General features: G+C 32.3%; 15 protein-coding genes. 9 read left to right on the top strand and 6 right to left on the bottom strand.

What is annotated here, in order from left to right; all coding sequences use genetic code 11:
* Window positions 1-245 precede the first annotated feature (245 nt).
* A complete protein-coding gene (locus BFJ87_RS10255; RefSeq protein ID WP_077403756.1) occupies window positions 246-794 on the top strand; it encodes a hypothetical protein in 549 nt (182 codons plus the stop codon).
* 1 nt (window position 795) lies between these two features.
* On the opposite strand, the gene BFJ87_RS10250 is transcribed toward BFJ87_RS10255, so the two are convergent.
* The 4 genes from BFJ87_RS10250 to BFJ87_RS10235 all read right to left on the bottom strand — a co-directional run bounded on the left by BFJ87_RS10250 (window position 796) and on the right by BFJ87_RS10235 (window position 3,694).
* The gene (locus BFJ87_RS10250) at window positions 796-1,173 is read right to left on the bottom strand and encodes a hypothetical protein (RefSeq protein WP_139344231.1); all 378 of its coding nucleotides are present in this window, start codon (window positions 1,171-1,173) and stop codon (window positions 796-798) included.
* Window positions 1,174-1,225: 52 nt separating this feature from the next.
* Window positions 1,226-1,987, bottom strand: coding sequence for a peroxide stress protein YaaA (gene yaaA, locus BFJ87_RS10245; RefSeq protein WP_077403750.1), 762 nt, complete (start codon window positions 1,985-1,987; stop codon window positions 1,226-1,228).
* Window positions 1,988-2,077: 90 nt separating this feature from the next.
* The gene (locus BFJ87_RS10240) at window positions 2,078-3,112 is read right to left on the bottom strand and encodes an RluA family pseudouridine synthase (RefSeq protein WP_077403747.1); all 1,035 of its coding nucleotides are present in this window, start codon (window positions 3,110-3,112) and stop codon (window positions 2,078-2,080) included.
* A gap of 27 nt (window positions 3,113-3,139) precedes the next feature.
* A complete protein-coding gene (locus BFJ87_RS10235) occupies window positions 3,140-3,694 on the bottom strand; it encodes a PASTA domain-containing protein (protein WP_077403770.1) in 555 nt (184 codons plus the stop codon).
* A gap of 102 nt (window positions 3,695-3,796) precedes the next feature.
* Between BFJ87_RS10235 and BFJ87_RS10230 the strand changes: the two genes are divergently transcribed.
* From BFJ87_RS10230 to BFJ87_RS10220, 3 genes are all read left to right on the top strand, one after another.
* On the top strand, window positions 3,797-4,771 hold the full coding sequence (locus BFJ87_RS10230; RefSeq protein ID WP_077403744.1) for a D-alanine--D-alanine ligase: 975 nt from the start codon (window positions 3,797-3,799) through the stop codon (window positions 4,769-4,771).
* 73 nt (window positions 4,772-4,844) lie between these two features.
* A complete protein-coding gene (gene coaD, locus BFJ87_RS10225) occupies window positions 4,845-5,300 on the top strand; it encodes a pantetheine-phosphate adenylyltransferase (RefSeq protein WP_077403741.1) in 456 nt (151 codons plus the stop codon).
* Between the two features lie 37 nt (window positions 5,301-5,337).
* Window positions 5,338-7,083, top strand: a complete 1,746-nt coding sequence (locus tag BFJ87_RS10220) for a M14 family metallopeptidase (protein ID WP_077403738.1) — start codon at window positions 5,338-5,340, stop codon at window positions 7,081-7,083.
* A gap of 1 nt (window position 7,084) precedes the next feature.
* Here the strand turns inward: BFJ87_RS10220 and BFJ87_RS10215 are convergent, their stop codons facing one another.
* Window positions 7,085-7,672 carry an NUDIX hydrolase gene (locus BFJ87_RS10215; protein ID WP_077403767.1) on the bottom strand — a complete coding sequence of 196 codons (588 nt, stop codon included), beginning with the start codon at window positions 7,670-7,672 and terminating at the stop codon, window positions 7,085-7,087.
* Window positions 7,673-7,679: 7 nt separating this feature from the next.
* On the opposite strand from BFJ87_RS10215, the gene pyrE reads away from it, so the two are divergent.
* Together pyrE and BFJ87_RS10205 are read left to right on the top strand one after the other, a co-directional pair.
* Entirely contained in the window at window positions 7,680-8,321 is a 642-nt protein-coding gene (gene pyrE / locus BFJ87_RS10210) for an orotate phosphoribosyltransferase (protein ID WP_077403735.1), read from the top strand.
* 4 nt (window positions 8,322-8,325) lie between these two features.
* The gene (locus BFJ87_RS10205) at window positions 8,326-8,718 is read left to right on the top strand and encodes an orotate phosphoribosyltransferase (RefSeq protein ID WP_077403732.1); all 393 of its coding nucleotides are present in this window, start codon (window positions 8,326-8,328) and stop codon (window positions 8,716-8,718) included.
* Here the strand turns inward: BFJ87_RS10205 and BFJ87_RS10200 are convergent.
* Entirely contained in the window at window positions 8,715-9,446 is a 732-nt protein-coding gene (locus BFJ87_RS10200) for a biotin--[acetyl-CoA-carboxylase] ligase (RefSeq protein WP_077403729.1), read from the bottom strand. The two genes, BFJ87_RS10205 and BFJ87_RS10200, sit on opposite strands and share 4 nt — an antisense overlap.
* Window positions 9,447-9,539: 93 nt before the next feature.
* On the opposite strand from BFJ87_RS10200, the gene rsfS reads away from it, so the two are divergent.
* From rsfS to BFJ87_RS10185, 3 genes are read left to right on the top strand one after another with little or no spacing between them, the layout of a single operon-like run.
* Window positions 9,540-9,917 carry a ribosome silencing factor gene (gene rsfS, locus BFJ87_RS10195; protein WP_077403726.1) on the top strand — a complete coding sequence of 126 codons (378 nt, stop codon included), beginning with the start codon at window positions 9,540-9,542 and terminating at the stop codon, window positions 9,915-9,917.
* A gap of 9 nt (window positions 9,918-9,926) precedes the next feature.
* Window positions 9,927-11,909: an ATP-dependent zinc metalloprotease FtsH gene (gene ftsH / locus BFJ87_RS10190; RefSeq protein WP_077403723.1), complete on the top strand. Its 1,983-nt coding sequence runs from the start codon at window positions 9,927-9,929 to the stop codon at window positions 11,907-11,909.
* A gap of 31 nt (window positions 11,910-11,940) precedes the next feature.
* Window positions 11,941-12,552, top strand: coding sequence for an LUD domain-containing protein (locus BFJ87_RS10185; protein ID WP_077403720.1), 612 nt, complete (start codon window positions 11,941-11,943; stop codon window positions 12,550-12,552).
* The last annotated feature ends 1 nt before the right edge of the window (window position 12,553 follow it).

Here is a 12,553-nt window from a genome sequence, read left to right as displayed (position 1 = left end):
ACATATGGAGCCAGAAGAAAAAGAAAAATTAAAAAACAGCCAACTTTACAAGAAAAAATTAGCCCAGATAAAAAGAAGTAAGTCAACAACTTATGCTTTTTATCTATAAAAACTTACAGTTTAACCGATATAAAAAGCGTTTTTCACCACAACTTTGCTTATGTTTACCACATAACTTTTAATAAAAGCCAAAAATAAACCAACTTTGTAATTCATAATTACAAACAAAACCAACCCCCAAGATTATGTTTAAAAGTGCATTTGTATTTATTTCTCTTGTAATAACAACAGGTTTTACAAGAACTCCAGTATCTAACTGTGATAATGCTTACTCTGCAAGCTCTTACGCCCTAAATTATGCCAAAAAATCTTTAAAGGCAGATAATTTTGATCATCAAAAGTTTTATGCTAACAAGGCTTACATTGCTTTAGAGAAAACAAATAAGTTAATGAAAGATTGTAATTGTGCAGATGCAAAAAATTCGGTTCTAAAAGGATTAGAAAATATTGATAAAGCTACTGCTCCAAAAGATTGGGATTTAGGTAGACATTACGCAAAATTAGCTTTATTAAATGTTGAAAACACGATAACAGCATTAGACATATTTACTCAAAACGGTATTAATACAGTATCATCTGAATTAGAGCTTAAAGACAATGCCTTATTACTAGAAGCTGCGGAATTAGAAAAACAACGTGTTGCTTTAGAAGCTGAAATTGAAAGATTATTATCTAAAAAAAGAGCTTTAGCAATAAAAATTGCTGAAAATATACAAATGCAAAGACAAAATTAAATTAGTCTACCACTAAATTTAACACTACTCCATTACCTTCTTCAGTGATATTTAGCTCATAGGTATAAAAACCTAATGGTAATGGTGTTTCCCCAACGTAATCTATTGGTTGTAAGGTATAGGTTTGTCCATCTGCCTCTATTACTACAGCCGCATATGCATATGCCGTTTCATATTCAAAATACTCAGATACTTCCCCAGAAGCTACGTCGATATGCACATTTTCTGTATCACCATTTATTTGTACTACATCATAAGCTACCGCACTAACATTTTTTATTCTAATATTTACCGCTTCAAGGTTATCATCCCTGTCATCACAACTTAATAATGTGAACAGTATAACTATAATAGAAAAAAATAGAGTTTTATTTTTCATAGGAAACATATATTATTTGTCTACTATAAAAAACGGTAATTTAAAGATATTATTATCTAATAAAAACTGGCATATTTTCTTTTTCTGTATGCTCTTCACTAAAAGCATAGCCGTCTGTGGTAAAATTTTTAATATCGTTTAAGGTTTCTGCATTAGTATCTACAATATAACGTACCATAGATCCTCTAGCCTTTTTAGCGTAAAAGCTAATTACCTTTAGCTTATCATTTTTCCAATCTTTAAAAACAGGTGTAATTATGGTAGACTTTATACCTTTTTTATCTACTGCACTAAAATACTCGTTACTTGCAAGGTTTACAAAAATTTCATTTTCCTGTAACTCTTCATTTAAGTACGCTGTTACATCTTTCTTCCAAAATTCGTGTAAATTTTTATTACTACCCACTGCCATTTTAGTTCCCATTTCTAGGCGATAAGGCATTATTAAATCTAACGGTTTAAGAATACCATATAGACCAGATAATATTCTTAATTTATCTTGTAAAACCTCTAGTTTATCCTCTTGTAAAGAATAAACATCTAACCCTTGGTAAACATCGCCATTAAATGCAAATACTGCTGGTCTGGCATTTTTAGTTGTAAAAGGCGTTGTAAAGTCCTGATTGCGTTGCCAATTTAGTTGTGCCAAATTATCAGAAATACTCATAAGCTCAGATATATCCTTAGGAGACTTCTTTTTTAAAACATCATTCAACTTTGTTGCTTGCTCTAAAAATTTAGGTTCTGTGTATGTATCTGTTGGCAGTTTAGATTCAAAATCTAACGACTTAGCTGGTGAAATAACAATCTTCATCTTATTTTTTATTTAATGCTAAAATTAAGAATCATTTTTTATGTTTTTCACAAAACACAAAAGAGATTTTTAATACCACTATTGTAAAAACTAATTCTCGGCAGAATGTTTGGCATAATGCCTCCATTTTTCTATAACGCTAGCCATATCTTCAGGAATTTCTGTATTAAACTGCATTAACTCCTTAGTAACCGGATGCACAAAGCCAAGAGTTTTAGCATGCAGGGCTTGCCTTGGTAGTATTTTAAATGCATTTTCTACAAACTGTTTGTATTTTGTAAAGGTTGTACCTTTTAAAATACGCTCGCCTCCATAGCGTTCATCATTAAACAAAGTATGACCAATATGCTTCATATGCACTCTAATTTGGTGCGTTCTTCCCGTTTCTAACTTACAAGAAATTACGGTAACATAGCCTAAACGTTCTAAAACTTTGTAATGCGTAATAGCTTCTTTTCCTTGGTCTCCTTCAGGAAAAACGTGCATTTGCAACCTATTTTTTGGGTGCCTACCTAAATGTCCTTCTATAGTACCTTCATCTGCCTCTACATTTCCCCATACAATAGCTACGTATTCTCTTTCCGACGTTTTATCAAAAAACTGTTTAGATAAAAATGTCATTGCAGCTTCTGTTTTTGCAACTACTAAAAGTCCAGAGGTATCTTTATCTATACGGTGTACCAAACCTGGCCTATCACTACTGTTGTTTGGCAAATCTACCTTGCAATGGTGTAACAGTGCATTTATTAATGTACCAGAATAGTTTCCATGACCCGGATGAACTACCATACCTGCGGGCTTGTTTACTACCAAGAGAACATCGTCTTCATAAACAACATCTAAAGGAATATCTTCTGGTTGCAGTAAAAATTCATACGGAGGATGGCTAAACATGACACGGATATCATCACCGGCTTTAACTTTATAGTTTTGTTTAACAACAACATTATTTACCCAAATATGACCATCTTTTGCGGCTTTTTGTATTTGGCTACGCGTTGCGTTTTCTATAAAATTTATTAAAAATTTATCAATACGCAGGGGCTCTTGCCCTTTAGCAGCAACTACTTTATGGTGTTCATAAAGTTCATCATCATTGGCTTCTGGTCCAAATTCTTCACTCATAAATATGTAGCTAAACTATTATTTTTTTTAGTGGTTACCATTACCACACACCAACTCTACCTTAGAGGTTTTAGGCAATTTTTCTCCGGCTTTAATTACTTTGCCTTTGTACTTAATTTTTAGTACCATATCTTGCCCTATATCATCTACATAAGTTACCTTTAGGACATCTAAACCTACTGCACGCAACATAGATGTTGCATTACGCTTTGTTTTTTGTATTACTTGCGGTACAGATACCTTTTTGTAACCAGATGGATTAACAGTAAAATAAATTTTTCTGTTTTCTTTTACTTTATTGCCCGCTGGCGGATTTTGCTCTATAATAGAAAATCTAGGATAATTAGGGTTATAGTTAGCAGAATCTAAAATCTGAGAACGCAACCCAGCTTTATCTATTTCATGCTTCATTTGTGAAACCGTCATTCTAGAAAAATCTGGCACCTCTACAAACTCTCCGTGGTTGGTAGTAGACTTAAGCCATTGTAAAACAACAAACACCAAAACTACTATTACACCAAGAGCTATACCTAATTGTATTATTAATGTTTTACTCTTTAAGAAGTTGAAAAAATTTCGCATAACTATAATATTATCGCACAAATATATAAAACCCAATGCTTTTTTCTTTAATTTAAAAAAATGATATTTGTTATTTGCATTTATGACCCTTATTAATTTATCATGAAAAAAAATATTGCCATAATTATGGGAGGCTACTCTAATGAGTATAAAATATCCTTAAAAAGCGGAAACGTAGCATACAAACACCTAGACTCCAACAAGTTTAACCTATACAGAATTCATATTTTAAAAGATAAATGGGTTTATGTAAATAGCAATAATGAAGAAACCGTAATTAATAAGAGTGATTTTAGCATTACTGTAAACGAAGAAAAAATTACTTTTGATTGTGTTTTTAACGCTATTCATGGCACACCCGGGGAAGATGGGTATTTACAAGCATATTTTAACTTAATAGGAATACCACAAACTGCCTGTGGATTTTACCAAGCTGCATTAACTTTTAATAAAAGAGATTTACTAAGCACATTAAAGCCTTACGGAATTAAATCTGCAACCTCTTATTATTTAAATAAAGGAGACGCTATAAATGAAGACGAAATTATAAATGCTGTAGGCTTACCTTGCTTTGTTAAAGCCAATAAAGCTGGTAGTAGCTTTGGCATATCTAAAGTACATAAAAAACAAGATTTAGCAAAAGCTATAGATAATGCATACCTAGCTGATGACGAAATTATTATTGAGGCTTTTTTAGACGGTACAGAAGTCTCTGTAGGGGTTATAACTTACAATGGAAAACCTATGGTTTTACCCATAACCGAAATTACCACAGAAAATGACTTTTTTGATTATGAGGCAAAGTACGAAGGTAAATCTCAAGAAATTACTCCTGCTCGTATTACTAAAGAACAAGAAGAAAAGGTTAGCAGTATAGCACTACGCGTGTACAAAATTTTAAAAATGAAAGGCTACTCTAGAAGCGAGTTTATCTTTGTAGGTAACGAGCCATATATGTTAGAAATGAACACAACACCCGGACTTACAGAAGAAAGTATTTTACCACAACAAGCTGCAGTAGCTGGTATATCTTTACCTCAGTTGTTTGAAAGTGCTATAACTGAGGCTTTAAGATAAATTAAGTAACTTTAACGCTTGTAAAATTTGTTATACAAACTAACATTTTTACAAGAATTAAAACCAAAACTATATGAAACGTGCCATTTTCCCTGGGTCTTTTGACCCTTTAACTTTAGGCCACACAGATATTATTAACAGAGGTATTACTCTTTTTGATGAAGTAATTATTGCTATTGGTATTAATGCCGACAAAAAATATATGTTTACGTTAGAACAACGTATGCAATTTATTAGTGAAGCTTTTAAAGAAGAACCAAAAATAAAAGTAATGACTTACGAAGGTCTTACGGTTGAATTTTGCAAAAAAGTAGATGCCCATTTTATTTTACGTGGCCTACGTAACCCTGCAGATTTTGAGTTTGAAAAAGCAATAGCGCATACAAACAGAAAATTATCTGAAATTGAAACTGTATTTTTACTAACATCATCTGGAAAATCATATATAAGCTCTTCTATAGTTAGAGATGTAATTAGAAACAATGGAGATTACACGAGCCTAGTACCAGACACGGTTAGAGTTATATGAGCCACACAACCTTTTTAATCCCCAAAATATTTAGAGAATGAAAAAAATTATAGGTCTTTTTAGCTTACTGTGCGTAATTGCTTGTAGCGAAAAACCCGAAGACAAGGAAAAAGATTTTCAGACTTTTTTTGAAACTACCAACGGGTTAGAGACACCTACATATACACAGGTAATTGACTTTTATATTAAACTTGCTAAAGAGTTTCCGCAAATAAACGTACTTACTATTGGCGAAACAGATAGTGGTTTGCCTTTACACTTAGTAACCTACAATCCGGACGGAGAGTTTAACTTTAATAAATTAGAAGACAAAACCGTAATTTTAATAAATAACGGCATTCACCCAGGCGAAAGTGATGGTATAGATGCCACTATGCTTTTATTTAGAGATTTAGTAGTAAACAAAATTGGAGCTCCAAGAAATACTGTACTCACTACCATTCCTATTTACAACATTGGCGGTGCATTAAACCGTAATTCTACCTCTAGAACCAACCAAAACGGACCTAAAGAATATGGGTTTAGAGGTAATGCTCAAAATTATGACCTTAACAGAGATTTTATAAAAAACGACACCAAGAATGCAAAAACTTTTGCCGAGATTTTTCATTTAACAAAACCCGATATTTTTATAGACAACCACGTTAGTAATGGTGCAGATTACCAATACACATTAACGCACTTATTTACGCAACATAATAAATTAGGTGGTGATTTAGGCAATTATCTTCATACAGAAATGATGCCTACTTTGGAAAACTCTTTAGAAAACATTAATTGGCCTATAACACCTTATGTCAATGTATTTAACAGTGTTCCTGAGCAAGGTTTTTCTCAGTTTATGGATTACCCAAGATACTCTACAGGCTATACCACACTTTGGAACACCTTGGGACTAATGGTAGAAACACATATGCTTAAACCATATAAAAAACGAGTTATGGGCACCTATTACCTTATGCAAAAGATGATAGACATATCTGAAAAAGATGGCAAAAAAATAAAAGAATTAAGAGCAAATGCATTTGCTGCTGATCAAGAAAAAATCACCTATCCTGTTAAATTTACAATAGATACTACTAAGGCATCTACATTAAAATTTAAAGGATATGAGGCAGAATATATAGAAAGTGAAGTTACAGGTTTAACCAGATTAAAATATGACAGATCTAAACCATTTACAAAAGAGGTTAATTATAATAACTATATGGCTCCTACAAGTTTTGTGACTATTCCAGAGGCATATATTATTCCAAAAGCATGGAAAAAAGTAATACCTCATCTTGAGGCTAATAAAATAAGTTACACTCAATTTGAAAAGGATACACTAATAACGGTAGAATCTTACAAGATAAAAGATTATGATACTCGCAAATCTGCCTATGAGGGACACTATCCACATAGCAATACAACTGTTACTACCAGTACACAAAGCGTGCAGTTTTTTAAAGGAGATTACTATATTCCAACAAGCCAAAGAGGTTTACGCTACCTTTTAGAAACTTTAGAACCAGAAGCAGTTGACTCATTTTTTAACTGGAATTTTTTTGATACTATTTTACAGCAAAAAGAAGGTTTTTCTCCTTATGTTTTTGAAGACGTGGCTGCAAAATTATTAAAAAACAACCCTAAATTAAAAGCTGAGTTTGACACCGTAAAGGCTACAGATGAAAACTTTAGCAAAAGTTGGTATGCACAATTAGATTGGTTACATAAAAAATCTGCTCATTATGAAAAAGCCCACTTACAATATCCAATATATAAATTGATGAAGAGTAATTAAATTACTCTTCAAACAATATTTTAATATTAGCATAAGAATTCTCTAAGGCCTTAGCTATTTTGCTTGGGCCTTTCCATTTTACCTTTTCTATACCTTCCTCTAATTGCCCTGTAAGTTCACCTTTAAAAGATGTTTTCATTGCAAACCAATGCACTTCTTTCAATTTATATTTACCATTACGTTTAAAAATATGGTAGGTAATTTTTAAAAGGTTTTCAATTTTTAAACCCTGTACACCTGTTTCTTCCTCTACCTCTCTAATGGCACATTGCTCTATGGTTTCGCCTTTATCTAACTTTCCTTTAGGTAAATCCCATTTATCATTTCTGTAAATAAACAGCACTTTACCCTCTTTATTAGTAACAACACCACCACCTGCAACCACAATAGGTATTTTTTTAGAGAATTTTTTTAAAATCTCCTCTTTATTTGGATGGTAAATATAAGCCCTTGGCAACTTATTCTTAGATAAGGCCTTAATTGCCTCATTAATTGCCTCCTCATTTAATAAAAAATATTTATTATCCGCTATGTCTGACAGTTTATTTGTCAAAATCAAGGGCAATTCATTCACAAAAACTTTATACATTTGCGCTATGGTTTTAAATAAAGACACTGCAAAAAAAACAGCCGAACTTTTATTGCAAATTAATGCAATTAAGTTGAAACCAGAAAATCCTTTTACGTGGGCTTCTGGATGGCAATCTCCAATTTATTGTGATAATAGAATAATCCTATCTTATCCTATAATTCGTAACTACATACGAGAAGAAATGGCTAAGCAAGTAGAAGAACTATACGGCAAACCAGATGTTATTGCTGGTGTAGCCACTGGTGCTATTGGCATTGGTATGCTTGTTGCCGAGTATTTAGGACTTCCGTTTGTATATGTTAGGCCAGAACCAAAATCTCACGGAAGACAAAACCAAATTGAAGGTCAATTATCTGCCAACCAAAATGTAGTAGTAATAGAAGATTTAATTAGTACCGGAAAAAGTAGCTTAAATGCTGTTAAAGCATTAAAAGAAGCTGGCGCTAATGTTAAGGGTATGATTGCTATTTTTACTTATGGATTTGATGTTGCCGATAAAAACTTTAAAACAGAAGACATTGAATTACACACACTTAGTGATTACCCTAACCTAATACAACAGGCATCGGACACCAACTACATTAAAGAACAACAATTAAACACACTACTGCAATGGAAAAGTAATCCTGCAGTTTGGAAACCATAACAATATGCATATAGAAGCACCTAAAAAAACAGTATTAAAAAGCGACAAAGAAGTTTTTGATTTTTTAATTGATATTAAAAACTTTGAAAAATTAATGCCAGAAAACATTAGTAAGTTTGAGGTATTAAGTGAAGATAAATTTCTTTTTGCCTTAAAAGGAATGCCAGAAATTGTTTTAAAACTAAAAGAGCAACATCCTAACAATAAAATAATATTAGGAGCAGCTAGTGATAAGCTTCCGTTTACTTTAACTGCAGATATTAATAGCATTGCAGCAACAGAAACAGAAGTTACTCTTAGTTTTGAAGGCGAATTTAACGCTATGATGGCTATGATGATTAAAGGTCCTATCACTAAGTTTATAGATACTTTATCAAACAACTTAATTGTTATTTAATACAGTAATTGTATTTCTTTTAAGTTATATTCCTTAAAAATATTATCCTCTAGCAGAACAATTAATTTTCCGCTAGAGGATACTCCTTTTATAAACCCCATAAACATCTTCCCTTCTTTATCTTTAAAGGTTGATGGCTTATGTATTCTAAACATAATTTCTTGATATAAAGTTCTTAAAACATCCGGACTATTTAAATAATTTGACGTAAGATACTTTTTTAACTTTACTATAATTAACTGCAAAACTTCATCTAAATTAAAAGTTTCTCCTTTTAACAATTTTAAAGAAGATACATTGGGCAAATTATTAAATGATAACTGGTTTACATTTAAGCCTATACCAATAATAGAAGACTGTATTTTACTGCCAGTCAGTATATTTTCAATTAAAATTCCACATATTTTAGAATTAGCTGACAGAATGTCGTTTGGCCACTTTACAGTTAAATTTGGTATATTGAGCTCTTTTAAAGCCTCATACATAGCCAAAGATACACACATATTTAACAAAAACTGATCTGCAACCTCCAAAGCTTCGCCTTTTTTTAACACACTAAAAGTCAAGTTTTTACCAGGTTCTGCCAGCCATTTTGTGCCCATTTGGCCACGCCCCTGCTCTTGATTTTTAGTTGTAACTACCGTAAAATCATCCACTTTTGTAGACATAATTAACTCTTTTAAATACTGGTTTGTAGAGTTGGTGGCATTAAGTTTGATTATCTGCATATGTAGATTATAATAATATTCTGCAATCTTATGTTAAAAACAATAGTTAAAAAAACAAAAAAACAATAACTTTGTATAATCTAAAATTTTTGAATGCAAAAAAAGACAGCTAGTGCAGACGAACTTATAACTTTAATTTTACAAGGAATTGAAGATGTAAAAGGGCACGATATAAATTTACTAGACCTTAGAGAAATAGAAAATACAGTATGCGACTACTTTGTAGTTTGTAACGGTACCTCTAACACGCACGTTAATGCAATAGTAAGCTCAATACAAAAAACCGTTAGTAAAGCTATACAGGATAAACCTTGGCACGTAGAAGGGTCAGACAATTCTGAATGGGTTTTATTAGACTACGTTAATGTTGTGGTACACGTTTTCCAAAAACAAACAAGAGACTTTTATGACATAGAAGGACTTTGGGGAGACGCAAAAGTTACCGCAATAGAAAGTAGTTATAACCAGTAAATAAATAGAATGGCAAAAGACAATAATACAAAACCTAACAAACCTAAATTTAACTCATGGTGGATTTATGGTATTTTAGTAGCATTAATCATAGGATTTCAGTTTTTAAGCAGTGACGGCTTATCTTCTACCAGAAAAAAAACTACATCAGATTTATTGGAGTACATTAAAAATGGCGATGTAAAAAAAGTAATGATTATATCTAATGCAGGCTACGCAAAGGTATATTTAACTGAAGAGGCTTTAGAAAAAGATTCGCACAAACCTGTATCTAAACCTAGTTTTTCTTTAAACCCTACAGAATCTCCTAGCTATGTTGTAAACTACGCTTCTCTAGAAATTTTTGAGAAAGAAGTTAAAGATGCAAAAGCATTAAACAATGTAGATACTATTATAGATAGCGAAAAAGAATCTAACACGTTTGAAAACTTACTATTTACACTATTACCATTTGTACTTATTATAGGTATTTGGATATTTATGATGCGTAGAATGTCTGGCGGTAGTGGCGGTGGTGCTGGCGGCCAAATATTTAATATTGGCAAGTCCAAAGCAAAACTGTTTGACGAAAAAACAGACACACGTACTTCTTTTAAAGATGTTGCTGGTTTAGAAGGTGCTAAAGAAGAAGTTGAAGAAATTGTTGAGTTCTTAAAAAACCCTGAAAAATATACCTCTCTAGGTGGTAAAATACCAAAAGGAGCTTTATTAGTAGGCCCTCCTGGTACTGGTAAAACATTATTAGCTAAAGCTGTTGCTGGCGAAGCTAAAGTACCTTTCTTTTCACTATCTGGTTCAGATTTTGTAGAGATGTTTGTAGGTGTAGGTGCATCTAGAGTACGTGATTTATTTAAGCAAGCCAAAGACAAATCTCCTGCAATTATTTTTATTGATGAGATTGATGCTATTGGTAGAGCACGTGGTAAAAACAACGTTACAGGTTCTAATGATGAAAGAGAAAACACATTAAACCAATTACTAACAGAAATGGATGGTTTTGGCACCAATACAAATGTTATTGTATTAGCTGCAACAAACCGTGCAGATGTTTTAGATAAAGCATTAATGAGAGCTGGCCGTTTTGACAGACAAATTTATGTAGACTTACCAGACATTAGAGAACGTAAAGAAATTTTTGAAGTACACGTTAAGCCTATTAAAACAGCTGAAACTTTAGATTTAGATTTCTTAGCTAAGCAAACGCCAGGTTTTTCTGGAGCAGATATAGCAAACGTTTGTAATGAAGCTGCATTAATTGCTGCACGTAAAGAGAAAAAAGCCGTAAACAAGCAAGACTTTTTAGACGCAGTAGACCGTATAGTTGGTGGTTTAGAAAAGAAAAACAAAATAATTACTCCTGGAGAAAAGAAAACTATTGCTTACCATGAAGCAGGGCACGCAACAGTTAGTTGGATGCTAGAACATGCTGCGCCATTAGTTAAAGTTACCATTGTACCAAGAGGACAATCTTTAGGAGCTGCTTGGTATTTACCAGAAGAACGTTTAATTGTTCGTTCTGAACAAATGCTAGATGAAATGTGTGCAACTCTTGGCGGACGTGCTGCTGAAAAAGTAATTTTTGATAAGATTTCTACAGGTGCTTTAAGTGATTTAGAAAAAGTTACTAAACAAGCAAGAGGTATGGTTACTGTTTATGGCTTAAATGACAAAATTGGAAACCTAACTTATTATGACTCTTCTGGTCAAGACTCTTACGGATTTTCTAAACCTTACAGTGAAGAAACTGCTCGTATTATAGATGAAGAAATTTCTAAATTAATAGAAGAGCAATACCTAAGAGCCATAGATCTTTTAGATAAAAACAAAGACAAGCTTACAGAACTAGCAGAGCGTTTGTTAGAAAAAGAAGTTATCTTTAAAGATGATTTAGAAAAGATTTTTGGAAAAAGACCTTTTGCTAAAGATGTTAAAGAAAATGCTGAAGAAGAAGCAAAAAAAGACGCTACTACTAATTCTTCTGAAGAAGAATAGTACGTACACACCATAAATTTTAAGAATTTTAATGAGCATATTTGGTAAACTTTTTGGCACTAGTAAAAAAAAGAGTTCTGATGCACCCGCAGAAAACCGCGGAGTGCATATGCCAGAACTAGATTTGCCTATAGACGAAAAGTTTACCATTTACTTCAAAAAAAATGGTGGCAAATTTATTTATTGTGATTCAGATGACGAGGTTTCATCTGCTTTACAAAATATTGTAGAAGAAAATGATTGGCGAGATAATTCGTTCTTTTCATTAGATGATAGGCTAGAAAAAAAGTTTGCTAACGAACATATTTCATTTTCAAAATCTGCTAAAAAAAGCACTGTATTTTTTACAACTTGCGAGCATTTAATTGCTCAAAACGGTTCCATTTTAATTTCTTCTAACCAATTAAAAGAAAGAAAAATGAATGAACTTCCAGAAAACTTTATTGTTTACGCTACCACAAGCCAGCTTACCGCTAGCTTAGGAGATGGTTTAAAAAGCATAAAAAAGAAATACCAAGGTAGCATACCTGCCAATATAACTACTATAAAACATTTTCAGTCTAATATAAAAGAAGAAGATGATTTTTTGTCTTACGGAAGTACAGCTAAAAACTTATATCTTATCTTAATGGAAGATTTATAAG

The sequence above is a fragment of the Cellulophaga omnivescoria genome (assembly GCF_001999725.1).
Lineage (GTDB): Bacteria > Bacteroidota > Bacteroidia > Flavobacteriales > Flavobacteriaceae > Cellulophaga > Cellulophaga omnivescoria.
The sequence above is the reverse complement of the archived record's forward strand: the minus strand, read 5'-3'. Positions and strand labels throughout refer to the sequence as shown.